At 41.9% G+C, this 20,796-nt stretch carries 19 protein-coding genes; 10 read left to right on the forward strand and 9 right to left on the reverse strand.

The window, feature by feature from the left end:
- Window positions 1-6: 6 nt before the first annotated feature.
- A complete protein-coding gene (locus AR1Y2_RS00365) occupies window positions 7-2,388 on the forward strand; it encodes a DNA repair exonuclease (protein WP_137327183.1) in 2,382 nt (793 codons plus the stop codon).
- A gap of 15 nt (window positions 2,389-2,403) precedes the next feature.
- Window positions 2,404-4,632, forward strand: coding sequence for a transglycosylase domain-containing protein (locus tag AR1Y2_RS00370; RefSeq protein WP_137327184.1), 2,229 nt, complete (start codon window positions 2,404-2,406; stop codon window positions 4,630-4,632).
- A 154-nt stretch (window positions 4,633-4,786) separates the two neighbouring features.
- On the opposite strand, the gene AR1Y2_RS00375 is transcribed toward AR1Y2_RS00370, so the two are convergent.
- From AR1Y2_RS00375 to murC, 4 genes are all read right to left on the reverse strand, one after another.
- Window positions 4,787-5,953, reverse strand: a complete 1,167-nt coding sequence (locus AR1Y2_RS00375) for a ribose-phosphate pyrophosphokinase (protein ID WP_137327185.1) — start codon at window positions 5,951-5,953, stop codon at window positions 4,787-4,789.
- 57 nt (window positions 5,954-6,010) lie between these two features.
- On the reverse strand, window positions 6,011-6,961 hold the full coding sequence (locus AR1Y2_RS00380; protein ID WP_243118810.1) for an ATP-binding protein: 951 nt from the start codon (window positions 6,959-6,961) through the stop codon (window positions 6,011-6,013).
- A 40-nt stretch (window positions 6,962-7,001) separates the two neighbouring features.
- Window positions 7,002-8,087, reverse strand: a complete 1,086-nt coding sequence (locus AR1Y2_RS00385; RefSeq protein WP_137327187.1) for a DnaD domain protein — start codon at window positions 8,085-8,087, stop codon at window positions 7,002-7,004.
- Between the two features lie 265 nt (window positions 8,088-8,352).
- Entirely contained in the window at window positions 8,353-9,735 is a 1,383-nt protein-coding gene (gene murC, locus AR1Y2_RS00390) for a UDP-N-acetylmuramate--L-alanine ligase (RefSeq protein ID WP_137327188.1), read from the reverse strand.
- A 476-nt stretch (window positions 9,736-10,211) separates the two neighbouring features.
- Here murC and spoVG point away from each other — a divergent pair, with 476 nt between their 5' ends.
- The 4 genes from spoVG to AR1Y2_RS00410 all read left to right on the forward strand — a co-directional run bounded on the left by spoVG (window position 10,212) and on the right by AR1Y2_RS00410 (window position 12,688).
- Window positions 10,212-10,508 carry a septation regulator SpoVG gene (gene spoVG / locus AR1Y2_RS00400; protein ID WP_137327189.1) on the forward strand — a complete coding sequence of 99 codons (297 nt, stop codon included), beginning with the start codon at window positions 10,212-10,214 and terminating at the stop codon, window positions 10,506-10,508.
- A gap of 190 nt (window positions 10,509-10,698) precedes the next feature.
- The gene (locus tag AR1Y2_RS00405) at window positions 10,699-11,205 is read left to right on the forward strand and encodes an RNA polymerase sigma factor (RefSeq protein WP_137327190.1); all 507 of its coding nucleotides are present in this window, start codon (window positions 10,699-10,701) and stop codon (window positions 11,203-11,205) included.
- An 88-nt stretch (window positions 11,206-11,293) separates the two neighbouring features.
- Window positions 11,294-11,443, forward strand: a complete 150-nt coding sequence (locus AR1Y2_RS17655; RefSeq protein ID WP_175403545.1) for a hypothetical protein — start codon at window positions 11,294-11,296, stop codon at window positions 11,441-11,443.
- A gap of 405 nt (window positions 11,444-11,848) precedes the next feature.
- Window positions 11,849-12,688 carry a hypothetical protein gene (locus AR1Y2_RS00410; protein WP_137327191.1) on the forward strand — a complete coding sequence of 280 codons (840 nt, stop codon included), beginning with the start codon at window positions 11,849-11,851 and terminating at the stop codon, window positions 12,686-12,688.
- Between the two features lie 545 nt (window positions 12,689-13,233).
- On the opposite strand, the gene AR1Y2_RS00415 is transcribed toward AR1Y2_RS00410, so the two are convergent.
- The 4 genes from AR1Y2_RS00415 to AR1Y2_RS00430 form a co-directional block, all read right to left on the reverse strand.
- Window positions 13,234-13,722, reverse strand: coding sequence for a hypothetical protein (locus AR1Y2_RS00415; protein ID WP_137327192.1), 489 nt, complete (start codon window positions 13,720-13,722; stop codon window positions 13,234-13,236).
- A gap of 211 nt (window positions 13,723-13,933) precedes the next feature.
- The gene (locus tag AR1Y2_RS00420; RefSeq protein ID WP_137327193.1) at window positions 13,934-14,620 is read right to left on the reverse strand and encodes a DUF4367 domain-containing protein; all 687 of its coding nucleotides are present in this window, start codon (window positions 14,618-14,620) and stop codon (window positions 13,934-13,936) included.
- Window positions 14,604-15,173, reverse strand: coding sequence for an RNA polymerase sigma factor (locus AR1Y2_RS00425; RefSeq protein ID WP_137327194.1), 570 nt, complete (start codon window positions 15,171-15,173; stop codon window positions 14,604-14,606). Before AR1Y2_RS00425 ends, AR1Y2_RS00420 begins: the two co-directional genes overlap by 17 nt.
- A gap of 110 nt (window positions 15,174-15,283) precedes the next feature.
- The gene (locus AR1Y2_RS00430; protein WP_137327195.1) at window positions 15,284-15,562 is read right to left on the reverse strand and encodes a hypothetical protein; all 279 of its coding nucleotides are present in this window, start codon (window positions 15,560-15,562) and stop codon (window positions 15,284-15,286) included.
- Window positions 15,563-15,691: 129 nt separating this feature from the next.
- Here AR1Y2_RS00430 and AR1Y2_RS00435 point away from each other — a divergent pair, with 129 nt between their 5' ends.
- Entirely contained in the window at window positions 15,692-16,747 is a 1,056-nt protein-coding gene (locus tag AR1Y2_RS00435) for a PTS transporter subunit IIC (RefSeq protein ID WP_137327196.1), read from the forward strand.
- Between the two features lie 5 nt (window positions 16,748-16,752).
- Here the strand turns inward: AR1Y2_RS00435 and yyaC are convergent, their stop codons facing one another.
- Window positions 16,753-17,319, reverse strand: a complete 567-nt coding sequence (gene yyaC / locus AR1Y2_RS00440) for a spore protease YyaC (protein ID WP_137327197.1) — start codon at window positions 17,317-17,319, stop codon at window positions 16,753-16,755.
- Window positions 17,320-17,699: 380 nt separating this feature from the next.
- Between yyaC and AR1Y2_RS00445 the strand changes: the two genes are divergently transcribed.
- The 3 genes from AR1Y2_RS00445 to AR1Y2_RS00455 are packed head-to-tail and all read left to right on the forward strand — an operon-like array spanning window position 17,700 to window position 20,658.
- Window positions 17,700-18,881: a LysM peptidoglycan-binding domain-containing protein gene (locus AR1Y2_RS00445; RefSeq protein WP_137327198.1), complete on the forward strand. Its 1,182-nt coding sequence runs from the start codon at window positions 17,700-17,702 to the stop codon at window positions 18,879-18,881.
- A gap of 59 nt (window positions 18,882-18,940) precedes the next feature.
- Window positions 18,941-20,134 (forward strand): DUF5711 family protein, encoded by a 1,194-nt coding sequence (locus tag AR1Y2_RS00450; RefSeq protein ID WP_137327199.1) that lies wholly within the window; start codon window positions 18,941-18,943, stop codon window positions 20,132-20,134.
- Window positions 20,135-20,145: 11 nt separating this feature from the next.
- Window positions 20,146-20,658, forward strand: coding sequence for a CvpA family protein (locus tag AR1Y2_RS00455; RefSeq protein ID WP_137327200.1), 513 nt, complete (start codon window positions 20,146-20,148; stop codon window positions 20,656-20,658).
- Window positions 20,659-20,796 lie beyond the last annotated feature (138 nt).

Consider the following 20,796-nt stretch of genomic DNA (forward strand, 5'->3'; position numbering starts at 1 on the left):
TGAGACATGAAGTTTATACACGTTGGAGACCTCCATTTCGGAGCCTGTCCGGAAACAGAGAGGGGATGGGAGACAGAACGGAAGAAAGATATTGAACAGAGTTTAAGCCAGGTCATTGCCCTGGCAAATGAAGAACAGGCAGATTTTTTATTTCTCTGCGGCGATATTTTTCATAAGAGACCGGCATTGCGGGATCTTAAATATTTAGATTCGTTTCTTTCCCAGCTGGTCTGCACCAAGGTGTTTATGATTGCGGGAAACCACGATTTTATAGACAAAAATTCGGCATACCTCAAGTACCGTTTTTCTGCTGACGTACATTTATTTTTGGGCAGTGATCCGGAAAGGGTGTATGAGGAAAAACAGAACACTTATATCTATGGGTTTAGCTATCACAGCAGGGAGATCACAGAGCCGCTTTATGACGGCATGAAGCCGGGTACAGAATATGGGATTCACATCCTTCTCGGGCACGGCGGGGACAGTACCCATATCCCCATTGATTTTCACAGTCTGAAATGGTCGGGATTTGATTATGCTGCCTTGGGGCATATCCACAAACCGGAGATGGTCGCAGAAGATCTGATCGCCTACGGAGGAAGTCTGGAACCCTTAAACCGTACAGAGACAGGACGGAGAGGAGTCTTTTTAGGTGAGATCACTGAGGAAAAAAAGGTGGTCCATTTTCTTCCGGTAAATCAAAAAAGCTATGTGGATGTACAGGTGGATTTAACGGCCCAGATGGATGAAGATGAGATACTCTCAGCGGCGGAAGAAGAAATTAAAATGCAGGGAGAAAACCAGATGTTTACCCTGGTGCTCCGGGGAGAAAAAGCAGAAGGCATCCAGCCCGATTTTGATCTGCTTTGCGCAAAATATCACATTGTAGATATTGTCGACCAGACGCAGAACGAAACTGATACTGAATCATTGCTGGAGGATAATAAAGACAATATTATCGGTGCGGTTTTACGCAGGCTGGAAGGCATGCCAGAGGCAGAGAGATATGCGCAGACGGCATTTGAGCAGGCATCCAGAGGGCTGAAACAGCGGCGCCGGACTCAGGAGCAGGAAGAAAAAAGGAGTTTTTCTATCAGGAATATCCACATTGATGGGTTTGGAAAGTTCTGTGGGAAAGAGATTTCCTTTGAGCCGGGACTGAACATTGTCTACGGCCCCAATGAGAGTGGAAAGACAACGGTCAAACGGTTTCTCATGCATATGCTGTTTGGATTAGAGAAATCCAGAGGCATTGCGGCGAGATCTGATGCATATACTATTTATATGCCGGTTTATGGAGGAAATTACGGGGGCATCATGGAGATCGAATCAGATGGACATGCTTATCTGCTCGAGAGAAGTTTCCGCACAGGTGAGAAGTCCTGTGAAGTGTATGGTAAAGAAACAGGAGAAGAGATCCCTCTTTCCAGTTTGCTCTCCTTAAGCCTTGGTGCTTATACGGACACCTTCTGCATTCAGGAAGGGGACATTCCTCCGTCAGGAAATCTATCAATGGAACTTATGAACTATACATCCAATCTGACAGGCAGCAATACAGCGGATGTTAAGATTGACCTGGCCCTGAAAGCTTTAAAAGAAGAAAAGAGTGTACTCCGGCGCAAAAACAGGGAGGAAGCGGTTCTTCTATCTGAAAAAAGAGAACGCTATCTAAAAGCTCCGGAACCGGAAAAGAAAGACAGACAGCCCAGGTCTGTATATTTATTTCTTTTGGCAGCAGTGGTGTTTGCGGCTGCAGGATTTGTCCATCCTGGATTTTTTGCAGGCTGCGCTGTATTTTTAGTCCTGAGTTTCTTGTCTCTTCAGTCTGGACAGCGGGAGAAGACGGAGCAGGCTGATTTTAAGGAAGAATTAAGAAGAGAGTACCAAATTCTTAAAGAACAGGCGGAACGGACAGAATATAATATAAATCAGGCAGATGCGGCCATTCAGGCTGTGATGGATGCCGCAAAGGAGTTCCGGGAACATCTCGGAGAACAATTTAATGAAAAGGTCAGTGAAATCGTCAGTTATCTTACGGGAGGAGTGTACGAAAAAGTAAAAATTGATGAATCACTGTCTTTTATGGTAAAATATAAAAACAGGTTTATTGATCTGAAATATTTAAGCGCGGGAACCGTAGAGCAGATTTGCCTGGCTGTGAGGCTCGCCGCGGGAGAGATTCTATATCCAAAGGAGCCGGTTCCGGTTCTGATGGACGATATTTTCGGCAACTTTGATGATGAACGGACACGCAGGGCTCTTGAGTATCTGAGCCGGCATTCCGGAAGGCAGCTGATTTTGTTTACATGCAAAAAGGAACTGTTTCATCAGTTGGACCGGAGGAATCAGAAAATCCACTGGATCTCCCTTGAGGAATCCAGAGAATAATGAAAGGTGAAGAATATGGCTGAAGAAACAAAAGAGACAAAAAAAGTCATTTCCAAAGAGAAAAAGCCCAAGAAGAAGAAAAAGAAAAGAAAGATCCTGTTGAAGATCTCTATTGTTTTTCTTTTTCTGGTCGTGGTCGGATGGTTCACCGTAGGAATCAAAGTCATGAAACTGAGATCAGAAGCAAAAGATCTGGTGGCCAACGCTTCAGAACAGACATTTAAGGCAACCCAGACAAGTGTTGTCTATGACACCAACGGCAAGGTGATCACCAAGCTGAAGGGGGAAAAGGATGTCTACTATCTGAAGTATAAGGATTTACCTGTCTATGCGGTGGCGGCGATGATTTCCGTGGAGGACAATAACTTTTACAAACATAATGGAGTGGATTTCAGAGGGATCGCCAGAGCTGCGGTGTCTTTTGTCACGAATAAGGGATCGGTGACCCAGGGCGGAAGTACCATTACCCAGCAACTGGCAAGAGGTGTCTTTCTGACCAGAGAGGTCTCCTGGCAGCGTAAGGTCAAAGAGATGTTTGTAGCCTGGGATTTGGAAAAGCAGTATTCCAAGGACCAGATCATGGAATTTTATCTGAACAATGTTTACTTTGCTAACGGCTATTACGGAATCCAGGCTGCCAGCAAAGGATACTTTGACAAGGATGCCAAAGACCTGACTATGTCAGAAGCAGCATTTTTGTGTGCTGTCCCAAATGCGCCGAATATGTATGAGCCTTATCACCATAAGGACAAGACGATGACCAGGCGTGACAAGATTTTGAAAGATATGTATAAGCAGAAGCTGATCACGAAGTCCCAGAGAGATGAAGCATTAAAAGAAACGATCACTCTGAAAAAGAAAAAAACAGAACAGAAACGAAATTATATTGAAACTTATGTCATCCACAGCGCTACCAAAGCACTGATGGAAAAGCAGGGATTCGAGTTCCGCTATGTGTTTGATTCCGATGAGGATAAACAGGATTACGATGAGAAATATAACAAGGCTTACGCTGAATGTAAGAGAACCTTGTACAGTGCGGGATATCAGATCCATACATCCATTGACCTGGATGCCCAGAAGGAGTTGCAAAACAGCATTGACAATGCATTGAACGGCTATACGGAAAAGGATAAGAACAAGGTTTATAAGGTTCAGGGCTCCGGTGTCTGTATTGATAATGAGACAGGCAAGGTAGCAGCCATTGTGGGTGGACGGTATCAGAAAAATGTTGGACTGGGGCTGAACCGTGCTTATCAGAGTCCAAGACAGCCGGGAAGTGCGATCAAACCAATCCTCGTCTATGCACCTGCTATGGAGAGAGGCTACGGACCGGGATCGATCTTAAATGACAATCCGATGAGTACAAAGGACAAACACAGAGTCCGGAACTCCGGCGGTGTCTACTCTGGAAGCATTACCTTAAGGCGCGCTCTGGAGAAGTCCAGCAACGTTGCAACTATGAGACTTTATGAGGAGATCGGTCCGAAGGCGGCTCTCCGGTATTTAGAGAAGATGAACTTTAAGAGTCTCAGTGAAAATGATTATAAGTATTACACAACCTGTCTCGGAGGTTTTACCTATGGAACTACAGCGGAAGAGATGGCCAGCGGATATGCAGCACTGGCCAACCAGGGAGTGTTCAGGGATCCGACTTGCATCGTGAAGATCGAGGATTCAGATGGTGAGACCGTAGTCTCTAATCCATCCAAGAAGCGAACGGTTTATTCAGCCAATACAGCATCTATGATGAGTAGTGTTCTTAAGAGCGTAGTCACCAACGGTACAGGACGCGGAGCAAAGGTGCCGAATGTAGATACAGCAGGAAAAACCGGTACTACAACAGACAATAAAGATGGATGGTTCTGCGGTTATACACCATATTACACAACAGCAGTCTGGGTAGGAAGGGATGACAGTAAGGTAATTCCTAACTTGACCGGTTCAACTTACCCTAAAACAATCTGGAGCAGCTTTATGAATGCACTTCATAAGGAGTTCTCGGGAGGCAAAAAGCTGGAATCTTCAGAGGGCGGCGGTGGCACAAATATGCCGACCACAAGCCAGACAACCCAGGGTACGACAGAAAATAGAAGTACAAAGGGCACTACACAGGCAACGACCCAAGCTACAACGCAGGCCACAACCCAAGCTACAACCCAGGCAACGACTCAGGCCACAACGGCGGCCACACAGCAGCAAAATGGCGGGGAAGATGGCCGGAACAGTGGCAATGATGAATAAAGAGATGTAAGCTTATCTATAAAATCAGGTATCGAATGATACCTGATTTTTTGTGCAAGAAGAAATCCCTTCTTCGGGATTCTCCGCTGAAATAAAAAAAAGGCCATCGGACTATTTGATAAGTCCGATGGTCAAGTTTTTATTATAAGGCGTTTTAAAGATTCTTTTCCAAATATTCTTTGATCCGTTCTGTAGGGTCCAGAAGTTCGCTGATGGACCCGTTATGATTCAGGGTATCAATCAGCAGGGCAACATATTTACTCACGTCTGAGGACACGTACCAGTCACGTTCCAGCAGTTCCGGTGTCTGATAAGTAAGGTTTGTAGTGATGACCTTTTCAATGAGGCCTTCTTCTACCGCCTTATCAAAGACATCCAGTCCGTTGGTGAAGAGTCCGAAAGTTGACAGACAGAAGACACGTCTCGCATTTCTGGATTTCAATTCTTTCGCCACGTCGATCATGCTCTCACCGGAAGAAATCATATCATCTAAAATCAATACATCTTTTCCGTCTAAGGAGTCACCTAAAAATTCATGGGCTACGATCGGATTACGTCCGTCTACGATCGTAGAATAGTCACGGCGTTTATAGAACATACCAACGTCAACACCAAGTACATTGGCCATATAGATGGAACGCTGCATAGCGCCTTCGTCAGGGCTGATTACCATCAGATGATCGCTGTCGAACTTGATATCATCACACTGCTCTACTAGGGATTTCACAAACTGGTAAGTGGGCTGAACTGTATCAAATCCGCTGTTCGGGATGGCATTCTGCACACGGGGATCATGAGCGTCAAATGTGATGATGTTCTGTACGCCTAAGTGGATCAGTTCCTGAAGCATCATCGCACAGTCAAGGGATTCTCTTGTGCTTCTCTTGTGCTGCCTGCTTTCATATAAGAAAGGCATGATGACACTGATTCTCTTGGCTTTGCTTCCGCTGGCTGCGATCAGTCTCTTTAAATCCTGAAAATGGTCATCCGGAGACATAGAATTCTGGTGGCCGCACAGGGAATACTTAATGCTATAATTCAGCACGTCAACGAGGATGTACAGGTCAGTTCCGCGGACAGATTCACGGATGATGCCTTTTGCTTCTCCGGAGCCGAAGCGAGGGCAGCCTGCGTCCAGAAGATAGCTTTCCTTGTAATATTCATCATAGCCAGGCATGTCCTTATAGCGGGGAGCTTCATCTCCGCGCCATCCGGTAATATACTTGTCTATCAGATTTCCAAGGCTTTTACAGCTTTCCATAGCGATGATGCCAAGATTGCCGTCAGGAAGGGTTTTAAAGTTTCGGTCAGATCGTCTCATTATTAATCTCCTTTGTGGTTTGTTCACTCTTTTTATATCACTCCTGGTGTAATTCCGTCAAGGCTTGCGGGAAAAAGATTTCTTTAAACGGATATCTTCGCCGTATAATCGGCATATTGTATAGTTTTCAATGATCCTGGAGACAATCCGCTCTGTATAGCGGTCTTTTAGGCTCCTCATGGACAGATTTGTTGAAATCAGAGTGGATTTCTCTTTTAAGTGCCGTTCATTCAGGCAATGGAACAGCTGCGAGGTGATAAAGGCATTGTTAAGCTCTGTTCCAAGATCATCAATGACCAGCAGGTCGCAGTGAAAAATAAGCTGATAAGACATGGGAAGCTCATCCTTGCGCTTCTGATAGGCCTGGGAGGTCAGTATATCAAACAGCTGGAAGGCTGTCACGTAAACACAGGTAAAGCCCTGGTCCATGATCTCTTTTGCTATGCAATGGCTTAAAAATGTCTTACCAGTGCCTGTGGAGCCGGTAAGAAGCAGGTTCTCCGCAGACGGGAAACGCTGGATAAACTCATGGCACTGTTTTACCACCGCATGAATATTCTGTCTCGGGGAAGGGCGTCCGCCATCCAGAGGCAGGTCCGAATAGTACTGATCGTTAAAATGAGTAAAATTCTCTTTCGCAAGGACATGCTCCATGTTGGAATCAGAATAAATCAGGCGGGTGACAGCCTGACGGAAACAGTGGCACTTTTTTGTGCCGATATAACCTGTGTCCTTACAGTCAGGGCAGGTATAAACGGGATCCAGATAGTCTCTTGAAAATCCACGGTCCAAAAGAAGCTGGCGCTTTTGGTCAGCCAGCTTCTGGTTTTTTTGTCGGCATAGGTCTGTGGACTGCTGATCTTTAGCTGTGACCAGCTGCTTTCCGAGGAGTATAGAATTATGGGTCATCTCCCGGTCCAGATCCCTCATCTCAGGAATCTGAGCGTAAACCTCACGCCTGCGCTCTCTGGAAAGGTTATAGTTGCTGAGACGTCGTGTCTCATACATCCGCATAATTTCCTGATATTGTGCATTGGTCAGGGACATCTCAGTCCTCCTTTACAGGGTGTATCTGTTTTTCAAACAGCTGTTTCTCCAACTCATCAAAATCATAATCACGTTCCTCAAAGTTATGGAACTGGTTGTTTATCTGAGGTGTTCCCGGTTTAGCAACAGTTCCCGGGCGGCTTTCCAGCTTCTTCACATCATCCAGGGATACCACATGGTTGTCCTTCCATTTCTTCAGGATACTGTCTGTATACTGGAACTTGGGCTGTCCGATGGAGCGTATCGTGCGGTTGCAGGCCTCAATGACAATGCTCAAGTCAAAGCCATCGGTCTTGAGCCAGCGTTTCATATACTCGATCTGAGCCGGAGCCGGTTGATTATTCAGACCAAAAGCGTGCATGATCTGGTAATATTCTTTCTGGTAATTCTGGCAGTGGAGCTTGGCCTCTTCTGCAGTATGAATACCCTCCTGATACCAGGCAATGGCTACGGACTGCATGTAGCGGAAATTTTTCTTTCCGTTGGATACGCAGTAGTCCACCAGATGCTCAATCAATTCCGGTGACATTGCCAGATCATCGTAAAAATAAGAGAGAGTATTTAAATCGTTGGCGGTGAGCGGCCGTCCTATGTACATTTCTGCGATGTAGATCAGATAAGAAAACTTATCATCTTTGTTCTTCTGTGCCAGCTGAGAAGGTGTTAAGGTTCTCAGGGCAGGAATCGCTTTCACGGAAGGAGCCGCCACTGGGACTTCCTTCTTTAATTCCGGTGCTGGTGCAGGCTCTTCTTTTTCCGGCTCCTTGAGATCGTCTGCGTCAATCGTCAGGGCCGTGGAAACGGGGAGCAGTTTAATGGAACGGATCTCTCCTCCATCCATGACCAGATCCAGCAGGTTTTCTTTCTTCCAGTACTTAAGGGCACGGCAGATATCTCGTTCTGTAAGCTCAAGAAGATCCGCCAGACAAGGTATATTGAATTTCTGCCCATTGGAAACCATACGAAGAAGGTAAATATATACCTTCACGTACTCACCGTTGGCTTTGATCATATAGTAATCCACAAAGGCATTTGGCAGCAAAGTACCGCCGGTTGGATATGTTGTCGTTACATTAATACTGCTCATAAATCCATCTCCCTAACATCAAGTTCATACGTCTCTTTTTTAATCTAAAAGAACTATAACGCAGACCGAAAGAATTGTAAATAGCCGCACTTTTCACAGAGTAATCCACAGAATAATTGTGGAAACTGTGGATAACGTGGATAACTAAATAGGATCCGCAGAAAGACAAGCCTTATCTAAAAAATCTGTCTGTGGAAAAAATAAAGAAAAATCCACAGGAAAAGTTATACACAATTGTGTATAACCCTGTGGATAACGTGGATAACTATTTCTTTACCAACTCATTGCCGATAGAATCAACATTTCCGGCCCCCATAGTTATCAACAAATCATTTTTTTTGCAATTTTTTAAAATAAATTTTTCTATCTCTTGAAAATCCTTAATATATCGAACGTCTGTACCAAAATCCTTGATTTTTTCCGCCAGATCCTTTGCGTGGACCAGTCCAGTGTCTTTTTCCCTGGCTGCATAAATATCGGTGATGATGACATGGTCACACTTGCTTAGTGCCTGGGCAAAGTCATCCAGAAATGCATTAGTTCTTGTATAGGTATGAGGCTGGAAGACGCACCACAGATCTTCATGGGGATAATTTCTGCATGCATTCAGTGTTGCACTGATCTCGGTGGGATGGTGTGCATAATCATCAATCACGGTAAATCCCTGACAGGTCCCCTTATACTCAAATCGCCGCTTGGCACCGGAGAAGGTCAGGAGCCCTGCTTTTACAGTTTCCATAGGAAGATCCAGGAAATCAGCTACAGCCACAGCTGAAAGCGCATTATTAATATTATGCAGTCCATTCACGTTTAATGACAAAGAATCCACAAAAGAGCCTTCTTTATACAAGTCAAAGTGGCCGTGTCCCATTGAATCATAAGAAATATTTTTAGCAGTATAGGTAAAATTGTCATTGTCAATACCATAAGTCACATACCCAGCTTTTAGACCGTCTACGATATAGGAAATGTCATCGATCTCTCCATTCAGCACAAGGAGACCGTCCTCCGGCAGTCTATGGGCAAATTTCTTAAAAGATTCCCTGATCTCGTCAATATCATGGAAGAAGTCCATATGGTCTTCTTCTATATTTAAGATTACGCTGATCTTCGGAAAAAATTCAAGAAAACTGTTTGTATATTCGCAGGCTTCGGTGACAAAAACATTGGAATGACCCACTCGGATATTGCCGTCAATGATATCCAGGATTCCTCCGACTGTGATGGTTGGGTCCGTATCTCCTGCCAGCAGGATGTGGGAGAGCATAGAAGTCGTGGTAGTCTTGCCGTGAGTTCCTGATACTGCAACGGCATTCTTGTAATTATGCATCATCTGACCAAGTAAGGTTGCGCGTTTCATCAGCGGAATGCCTTTTGAGACAGCGGCTTTGTATTCTTCATTCTCCGGATGGATAGCCGCCGTGTAAACTACCAGATCAATATCATCGGTGATATTTTCTGCGACTTGTCCCATTAAGATCTTAGCACCCATGGAGCTCAGTTTCTCTGTCATGTCGGAAGAACGGATATCGGAGCCGGAAACAGTGAATCCTTCCTGGAGGAGAATTTCGGCCAGACCGCTCATGCTGATGCCTCCGATCCCCATAAAATGAATATGAATTGGTTTCTTGAAATCTATCTGATACATAGGAATTCCTAACCTTTCTGTGAATTTATAAATTGTGTTTTTTCTATTATAGTGCACAAAAAAACAAGTTGCAAGGAAGGAAATGAGAATAAGGAGTTTCAGCAGAAAAAGGTGTACACATTGATGGGGAATAGGTCGCTTTTTGTATTTCATAATAGTAAAATATAATAATTTTAGTGAAGATATATCATAAAATTTGTTCACAATTCACGATGGAGATGCTATAATAAAGATTATATAAGATAGCATGTACGATGTTGATCCCTGCACAAGCATCAGGACTGACTTCCTATTTGAAGTTTGGAAGACAGCAGGTGCTTTGTTTTAGAGTATGGATGTTTACCGTGGGAATCATAGTATGAGCGGAACGTGTCGAGAGTGGGTTTATTTTGCGGTGTGAAATGGGAAGGAGACAGAAAAGAGCGCCCGCATAACAGATTATCAGCTATATTATTGAAAACTAGGAGGAAGACAACATGCAAATTACAGATGTACGTATCAGACAAGTAGCAAAAGAAGGGAAAATGAAAGCAGTCGTTTCTATTACCATTGACAATGAATTTGTGGTACATGATATCAAAGTCATTGAAGGAGAAAAGGGACTGTTTATCGCAATGCCAAGCCGCAAAGCTGCCGATGGGGAATACCGTGATATTGCCCATCCAATCAATTCGGCAACGAGAAATACAATCCAGTCCATGATCTTGGAACAGTATGAAGCCATGAGACTTGGAGATGTAGACGCAACACAGCCGGAAGAGGGAGCCGAGTAAACGCTTAATTCATATACTATGATTGTCCATAAGTAACGTAGACGGAAGAAAAGCCGTCTGTAAGAAGAAGAGATCAGCATATGGCATAGCCTTAAGAGTTATGCCATATGCTGTTTTTGCTTTTATAGATAGTTTTTGTTATTCTGTAAAGAAACGACATATTATAATAGATCAAAGACGGGGAGACAACATGGATCGCACAGCAAGAGAACAGGTATTTGAAAGACTATACAACGAAAGCTATGATGAGATGCTCAAGTATATGAAAGGGGTATTCTACTGGGACCATCAGGAGGCCTATGATGTCCTGCAGGAGGTATATCTCACTGCTTTTGAGAAGATTGAAGTACTTTCGGAGCATGAAAATCCCATCGGGTGGTTAAAGCAGACTGCAAAGTATAAAACTTATCATGTGTTTGAACGGAAACATAAGATCAACGAGATACTGACAGATGAAAATTTGTTTGCGCTGAATAAAAAGTTTGAGGATGACTACAGCGGGCTGCTGACAACAGACCTGAAGAATATACTGACAGAGGATGAATATAAACTGTTTTATGATTTTTATATCAAAGGTTTTTCTTTAAATGAATTGGCAGCGTTTCGGAAAAGTACGGATCAGGCGGTAAAATCAAAGCTGGCCAGAATCCGAAGGAAAGCCAGGAAACAGCTGTTTATATTTGTCATGTTTGGCTGAAAATAAAATATTAAATTATGTGACACCTATAGGGGATTTTAGAGGACATAGAAGTGTAATCTATAATTATTTTGAAAGGGGTCATATAATGAAGAAGAAAAGCTTTGAAGAGATCATGGAAGAGGCAATCAAAGAGCTTGTGGAGGAAATCCATTCGGAAGATATTCAGGAAGATGATGTATCGGACGGGACAAAGGAGAAGATAGAGAGAGAGATTTGGGAACGCAAGCGGACATGATGGTAAGAAAGGAGGGGAACCACTGATTAATGACAAAATGCTAGAAACAGAGAAGGAATTTGAAAAAAAGAAAAATTACGTTATGCTGCTTGTAGTTTTCGCTTTGTTAAGTGCTGTATGTCATGTGGCTGAAATAGCCTTTCATTTGGAATTTTCTCTATTCGCTGTTTTACTCGCTGTATTTTGTACTTTTGTTATTGTTATCTGCTTCCTTACATGTAAATCATTCAAAGAACGTAAAGTCATTATTTTGTATACAGCAGAACTTTTGGGAATTGCCCTCGTGGGTTGGCTGTTGCTCAAAGCCATAGAGGCTATATAAAAAGCACTATGTGTTTTATACCTCTGTTATCTTCTGTTATAATAGTAAAACTAATCAAATTTAACTAGGAATGGGTACAAAAGATGAGGCGATTTGTAAAGAAACGATGGGAACTGGAATGGATGACAGAATTCCTGAAGCTGGAACCAGATCATGAAAAACTTAATCACATTGAACATATTTTAGAATGTATCAATCCACTGGAATACGAGCAGCGGTTGGAACGGGGAGAGTTTTACTGTGAGCATTTAAAAAGAAGAAATGAACAAAAGAGCAGAAGAAAGAAAAAGTATCTCTCTATTGCGGCAAAAGCGGCTATATTTGTTCTTGTGTTTATTATATCAGCACAAGTTATTTGTTATGCGATTACAGGAAAATCTATCTTTCATTATTTCGATCAAATCAAGGAAGAAGCAACAGTAGTAGACATTAACGTTCATGATTCAGATGGAGAATCGATTTTTGATATTTTAATGAAGATAAAGAATTATGCTGAGTCTCAGGAAAATGGACAGAACGGAGAATTTCAAAATAAAAAGGTTACTTCGTGGAATGAAGTAGATGAAATTAGTAATGGCAGAGTCGTGTATCCCAGAAAAAGTCCTAAAGGTTGGAAATTAGAGGAGCTTACTATAGAGGTTTTAGGAACAGAAGTAGGAGCTTCACTTGCAACCTATAAGAAAGGAAATAAGAATTTCTATTATGTAGTGGAAGATTGTAGTGGTCAGGATGGAAATACACGAGTGTACTTTGCAGAAAAAAGAAGGAAGATTAAAGTAGTAAATTATGAGGGGGGTAAATTCTATATATATAAAGGTAAAGAATCCTTGTCTATACTTGGAAATATTCATAAATATCAGATACATATTGTAGGATATCTCACTGTTAATGAAGCTTTGGATTTGATTTATTCAATTAAATAGATAAAAGGACAAAAACCAAAATGAATGAGGTTTCTGTCCTTTTATTTTTTGGAAAAGAGCATTGACAACAGATTGCAAAGACTTCATTGGCCATTTTTTATGAGAGAGAGAATGAGGTCCAACGAAATAGTCACAATCTGTTGTCAATGCCCTCTTATAATAGAAACTGAAATAATATGGAAAAAGTGATAGTGTTTTGAAAGTTTATTATAAAAATGCAGAAGGGCCAATGTTATCATGAATACATTGGCCATCCTGCCTACTAAGTCTAAAGGCACTAGTAACCTTAAAGAATCAGCAAGAGGGATGAATCCAGCCATTAAAGCAGGTTTCCACACCTGCTTAACCAATATTTTAGAATGGTTTGTGATTTGGATGGTTTTCCTTTCTTAAAAATAATTAAATAGTTAATATGTTCTCAGGAATAATGGCTGAAAAATATCCCTCTATAATAGAAACTGTTTTTAGAACAAAAAGGTGAACTTTTTTTAATAAAAAAAGACGAAGAATTTCGTCTCTTTTTATTTATAGTAAGGATTTTTTTCTTAATATTTTCTAGTGCTTGTCGTAAGGGTCTTTTGATGTAATAGGCTTCCACCTTTTGATTTATAAATCTTAATAGTACTTTTTCCCCTGTATTTATAACCTTTGTATACATAATAATGGTTGGAAAACATTTGAGAACCTTTTCCTTTTGCGCTTCCAGATTTAATAGTCTTCCAAGACCCGCCTTTATAAATTTGTAGTTTCATTGTAATAGTGGTATAATAGCTTCCTTTTATTGGAACGGCACCTGTGTAAAAATATGCTCTACCTTTGCTTATTGTTACATTTGTACTAGCGCTTGCAAGATCAGTATTTTTACTATAACTAAAAGGAAAAAGTGTTTGGGGTGTAATTACAGTAATGAAATTTGATGTAGTAATTGGTGGGTTCACTTCAGATGCGAAAACGCGATTTGTATTTGAAGATGAACCTAAAATAAAAGTGACGAGAAAAACAGCGCAAACCAAATTAATAGATAGTCTTTTCATTATTCCTCCTTTTTATCCTTACTACTTGTAAAACCGAGAAAAGAATGAAAAGGTGAACTGTATAGCGCTATCTAATAAATAGGTTTAATAAAAATCAGGAGAGAAAATTAAAGAACAGAATTTAGCTAACATAATTAGGTATTAAAAAAATCCTTTAGGTCAAATTTATTTGGCCTAAAGGACTTTATAGCTAGTGATTAGTATAAAATATTTATTGTTTGTATTTAATGTTAACAGCAATTTTTAATAATTCGTCTTTTGAAAGACTAGAACTGATTTTATGTATAAATTTATTTTGATACCAAAGTAACTGTTTGCTTTCACCTTGTAAGAAATAATAACTGGTATGGTTGTTTACAAACTGAACATAATCTGTTTTATCGATAGCAGAATAATTTTTTGATGATATGTCAGAATTTAATTCTATAGAAATCCAATTATCATTATTGTCTTTATATTCATACATAAAATAAGAATTGTTTTCTGCGACGGTCTTTTTGACAAAATGATATCCTGATGGTATATATTTAAAAGTAAAGTCAGGATCTTTAGTTGTAGGTTCTATTTCGGTTAGGCTATTATTATCTTTATTGCTTTTAAATATAAAGTTCAAAACCGGAACCCTAAAAGCTTCTACACTCATCACAGTAATAGATGCCATTGTAAGGAAAACTAAAAATACAGCAGCAACTCTTCGTGCGGTGACAAAACGGCGTTTTCTGTTTGCTTTTTTTCGCGCGGACGCGAACATCGTGCCCATTTTTTGGTTTAGTTGATTAGACAGATCTTCTTCCGGAATATCGTCAGGAGAGATGTCGTCAGCCCATTCGCTTGTACCATATTTAATCATATGGTCAAACAATTCTTCATTTCTGTCTTTTTTATCTTTTGTACTCATAACTCAATCCCTCCTTCTCATATAGAGCACGTAAGGAACTGCGGGCTAGACTGCACCGTTTCTTTGCAGCCAGTTCCGAGATTTGTAAAAGTGTAGCTATTTCCAGAAAACTGAATCCGTAGTAATAGTGCAAGATTAGTACAGTTTGCTGATTCGTCGGCAGCTTTTCAATCTTGTCTCTCATTACTTTCAAGTCTATAAATTCCAGATAGTGGTCGTTCGGATCAATTAAATGTTCTGAATCTTCGCCATCCTCGTAAGTCAGTTCTTCGTGATTATTTCTGCTCTCAACCTTGATCATGTCATATGCAGTGTTGCGAACTATGACATAAAGAAATGTAAATGCCTTATCTTCTGGTAATTCCATAATCTTTTCAGAATAAAGCAAAGCTTTCTCGAAAACATTTTGTAGTACATCTTCAGCCAAGGTGTCATCATGAATATACTGTTTCGCTACGAACTTCAACTTTGATGCATACTTGTTGTAGAGCAATTCAATATAGTCAACAGCGCTCTTCGTAGGAGGTTTATTCTTCCGGCGTATCATTTCCATTCTCTCCCTCTTCCCCCGTTCATGGTTTGTATCTCTATATCTATATCTCTCATTATAGATATGTTTCCTGATTTTGTAAAGCTTGTACAAAAAAAGCCCGTAGAAATATTCTAAAGGCTTTCATCTTCTTCGATGACCTGAATTTCTAGAAAATCGAAGTTGATATCTTCTATAAAACTGTCATGATAAAACCTTGTTTTATCGTGTGATATAAATTCATGTTTGTTTGCTTCTAACCAGAGGGGCTTCGGTAGGTCAAATTCATAACAAATGTCTTCAAGTGCCTTGTACACCTTTCGGGTACGGTTTAAACCGGCATCCTCCACACTGATCACAGTGTCTTTCAGCAGCCGGTTACTTTTCATTAGTTTCCCCCACATTCGGAACATAAGTTTACCTGCTTTCTTTCTATATATATTATGTATAATAGAAGATAAATATAAAACAGTCAATATTGTAGTAAAAGGGAAAATGATTTAAAATGACTTTAAACGAAGAATAATAGAGGAGATTAACATATGAAGATATTAAAACGGTTCTTTATTGATGGATTGTCCGGGATGGCGCAGGGACTATTCGCAACCCTGATCATCGGCACCATATTGGAGCAGGTGGGAGTTTTAGCGGGTGGAAATATCGGACAGCTTCTCGTTACAGGCGCGGCAGCTGCAAAGATTCTCACAGGGGCAGGTATTGGAGTCGGGGTTGCTTCAAGGTTTCAGGAACCTGTATTAGTGACGGTCTCAGCAGCCGTTGCTGGTATGATCGGCGCCTATGCGTCTAAGATCGTGGCCGGGACCCTGGTGGTCAAGGGTGCAGTTGCCTTATCAGGCCCGGGTGAACCTCTGGGTGCCTTTCTGGCTGCTTATGTAGGGATTGAACTGGGGCGCCTGATTTCAGGCAGAACTCAGCTTGATATTCTGCTGACACCTCTCACTACCATTTTGACTGGCGGTGCTGTGGGATTATTTTTGGGACCATGGATCAGCCAGCTCATGGCACGTCTGGGAGATTTGATTCGGTGGGGGACTGAACAGCAGCCGTTTCTTATGGGGATTGTAGTTTCTGTACTGATGGGAATGGCACTCACTCTGCCGATTAGTTCAGCAGCCTTGGGTGTGATATTGAATCTTTCTGGAATTGCCGCCGGAGCTGCGGCTGTAGGATGCAGTGCGCAGATGATAGGATTTGCAGTGGCAAGCTTCCGGGAGAATAAAGTGGGAGGTTTGATTGCTCAAGGGATTGGGACCTCCATGCTTCAGGTTCCGAACATCGTCAGGAAGCCGTGGATCTGGATTCCGCCGATCCTCACCAGCGCGATTCTTGGTCCGGTTTCTACTATAGTATTAAAGATGACAAACAATGCAATCGGCTCTGGCATGGGCACAGCTGGGCTGGTAGGGCAGATCATGGGTTATAAAACCATGGTAGCCGGCGGGGGTTCTCCGGCTTCCACAGCGGTTATGATCATTGGCATGCATATTATTGCCCCGGCGCTTTTAACCTACTTTATATCAGAAGGGATGAGGCGTATGGGGATTATCAAACAGGGAGACATGAAGCTGGATATGTGAGTGCGCTAAGTTGTAGCAGCGTGTTTCGCAAAATACCGGACAGAGTCTTCTACTCCACATGCAATATAAGAGGACAGCTCCATGACGGTGTGAAGCCTTGTGGTCTGTATTGTATTAAAATTTGCTTCTGACGTATAATTTACAATGCCTGTAATGGAGATGTCCCCCACAGGAGGAAGCTCCTTATCCACACCCTGTCCCGGAAACAGAGGCATGGATGACACTGTCACAAAGCCTACGTGGTCGATAGAGCCTAGGCAGGCATCAACAGCGATCACAAAAGGTTCTTTGTAAGTGTGGTAGATGTCAGTCATTGTCTGAGCCAGATTCCCTGCGTGGACAGGCTGAGACAGAGTTCCGAAAACTTTATAATAAGAAGATGCCATCAACTGGTGCCCTACAAGGGGTCCAAGACAGTCACCGGTAGCACGGTCCGTACCTACACAGAGGACCACCACTGGCTGGCTGTCATTTTTTTGTATTTGAATCCTGCGGATCAAATCCGCCTGCAGCAAGGTCCCTGCCTCCCTGCTTTTTGGATTAAAATAGGATATTCGGTCTGAAATGCGCATTGCGTTCTCCAATCATTTCTTAAATAACATTTCCGCCTGATAAGACGCTCCATATAGTTTATACATAAATAAAAAAAGTATACCCACAGGGCACACCGTATTTTATACCCTTCGGGTGAGCGTGCTCCGCACGATAAGGTATACCCACAGGGCACACCGCATTTTATACCCTTCGCGCGTATATTCGTTCAGGCTTACTGGCAGTTCGTTAGAGAATAGATGAAATTTATAAAAAAACTCCCCCAGGACACACTGTGTTTTAGAAGTTTCCGTCTCCAAAGAGGGAGAAAATTATTTTCTTCTGTCGACGCCCTTTGATAAAAAAATTGAAAATACTGTGATAAAGTCTTTGGTATTAAAGAGGAAAGGGAGGCTTTTTCGTGAGAGCAGAAAATCAGTTGCCGAAGAACATCAGACAGATCGGCGGGCCTGTAGGAACCACAAAGGTTTATATCGAAGACTTTGTAGTTACATTTTTAAAAGCATTGACGACGGACAAGAACACTTTTGTAAGAGGGGCCATATTATTTGGAGAAAAGAAAAGTATTGATAATGAAACTGTGATATTTATCAGAGGTGCTGTTGAGGGGCAGAATATAGAGTTGGATTTGGACGAGACTGTATTCGATGATAAGGTATGGAGGGAAATCTACCAGAAGAAAGAAAGGTTTTTCCCGGATCTTGATGTCATTGGATGGGCGCTTTCCAGAATGGGATTCTCAGTGCGGCTCAATGACAAGATCAAGAAGACGCATTTTGAAAACTTCCCGGGGGATGGTAAGGTTCTATATATGACAGACCATCTGGAGGGAGAGGATGCTTTTTATGTTTACCGCGGACAAGATCTTGTGCGGCAGAGCGGTTATTACATATATTATGAAAAAAACCCGATGATGCAGGAGTATCTGATCGAGAGGAACCAGAAGCTCAAGGAAGTTGTGTCATATGAGAATATGCTGGAGGCAAAACGGGATGAAAAGATTGTTCGGCAATTCCGCACGATCGTCCAGGAAAAGCAGAAGAGCAGCAAGACAAAAGATAGGATGAAGCGGTTTTCATCCAGCGCGGCTATGCTTCTGGTTTTGATCCTGGCAGGGGGAATGTTTTATTACTCCAGACTGGACAATGGTTCTTCTTTTGGTGATGCGATCCACGGCGCAGTGGAAACCATGGGAAGAGGAGTCAAAGATAATGTTTCCATGGATGAAGAAAACAAGGGATCAGGGACAACAACCAAACAGCTCCCGGCGGATACTCAGGAGGCGGGCGGCTCAGAGACAGGAACCACGACGGAGCAGAATAAAAAAACATCAGCTAGTACCAGGACGGCTGCATCGGCTACCACCGCGGCTTCTGCCACTACGGCAACACAGAAATCTACACAGACGGTCAGCCGCAGCCAGACTTATGTTGTAAAAAAAGGGGACAGCCTGGTTTCAATTTCTCGTAAGATGTACGGTACCAGAAAGTATATGTATAAGATTCTGGATGCCAACCGGATTGGGCCGAAGGAAAATATCTATCCGGGACAGAAACTAATTATTCCTAGTATAACAAAGTGAAATCATGTATAATAAAGCGTGAAATTGATAATGTTAATTAAAAATACAGAGGTTTTACTATGGACCACAGGATAAAATCAGGATTTTCTCTTTATACAAACAGCAGGGAAGCAATGCAGAATTCTATCCGGAAAAAGCAGATCCGGAAAAAACAGAGATGGATTCTTTTGGGTATTTTTTGTGTAGTACTGCTGGCGATCTTTCTGGCATACCGGTATAGAACGTACCATTCGCTTAAGACAGAAAAAGTCATCGCAAAGCATGTAGATTCCACAACAAAGTTCTTTGCGTATAAGAGCGGTTCCATTAGCTATAATGAAGACGGCATATCATTTATTGACGGGGACGGAAAAACAATATGGGAAAAAGCTTATTCCATTAAGAATCCGATTGTTACATACTGCGGTGATTACATCGTGGTTGCATACAAGAATGGAAATGAGATTCTTCTATATGACAGTAGCGGAAAAGTAAAAAGATTTTCTACCTCATATGCGATCAGCGATGTGGAAGTGGCGGAACAGGGCGTGATCGCTGCTATATTGCAGGGGGACGATGAAAATTATATAGAACTCTATGATGCTTCTCAAAAGAAGCTGGTGACGATCAAGACCACAGTGGACGAAAATGGTTATCCTCTGGATATTGATCTGTCAGATGACGGTAAAATGCTCGCCGTCAGCTATCTGGTAGTGGACGGACTGCAGACGAAGAACCGGGTAGCATTTTATGATTTCGGAGAAAAAGGACAGGAAAAAGAAGACAGGCTTCTGGCAGGATTTGATTTTAAGGATACGGTCATTCCTAAGATTCAGTTTATGGGCCAGAATACAGTGTGTGCCATCGGAGATAATAAGACAATTATTTTTAACACAAAGGACACACCTTCGAAACAAAAAGAGATTATAATAGATTCAAGGATCAAAAGTGTGGCTGCGGATGACTCTCATTTTGCGCTGGTCCTTGAGAACAAAAAGAAGTCTTCCAAGGAACAGTACCTGGTACAAGCATATAACCGGTCCGGCAAAATGGTTATGGAGAAGGAGATCAAGACGGAGTTCTCCGATGTGTACCTGGGTAATGACGGCGTTCTGTTTGTTGGAAACTATCATTGTTCAATGATTAATTTTGCAGGTCATGAGATGTATCAGCAGAATTTTAAAAAGAGGATTCAGTCTATGGCCCCTACGGGCAAGGCGGAACGATACTTAATTACATTTGAAGATAAAACACAGTTAGTTAGATTACGATAGATGGTGATATTATGGGACAGATTATTTTAATTGTATTACTGCTGATCTTGATATTTGATACGATCAGAGGGTTTAAAAGGGGATTTCTAAAATCCCTGCTCCTCTTGGCTACATGGCTTTTGACATTTGCTATTGCCTATTCAACCGCAGATACCATAAAGCAGTACGTCATAAAGATGTTTATGAATTCGAAACAAAATATACTGACAGATCAGCTTGCATATTTTATTGCTTTTGCGCTGATCGTGGTTGTGCTTAAGATTTTGTTTTCTATATTAGTCGGTATTATCAGTAAGTTTGGGGATCTTCCTGTGATCGGATGGTTTAATCATCTGTTCGGAGGGGTTCTGGGATTCGCGAAGGGAGTGATCGTGGTATCCTTTTTGCTGTTTGCTATTTACCTTTGCCAGTATGTAGGCCTACAGCAGGAGTACAGCCAATGGATGCAGTCAAGCTCTCTGCTTCAGTTTATGGTGGAAAATAACCCGGTGATCTCGATTTTAAAGGGAGCGATTCCTTTTTAAAGTCAACTGAAGACCCCGGAGAAACGGTGTTTTTATGCCGTTTCTCCGGGGTCTTCTTCTATATCGCCGCAGGATTCGATAAAAAGATGCAAAAAAATGAAAAAAAGCTGTTGACATTTGCCGACAGCAATGGTAAGA

Origin of the sequence: Anaerostipes rhamnosivorans (genome assembly GCF_005280655.1) — a bacterium.
GTDB classification, from domain to species: domain Bacteria; phylum Bacillota; class Clostridia; order Lachnospirales; family Lachnospiraceae; genus Anaerostipes; species Anaerostipes rhamnosivorans.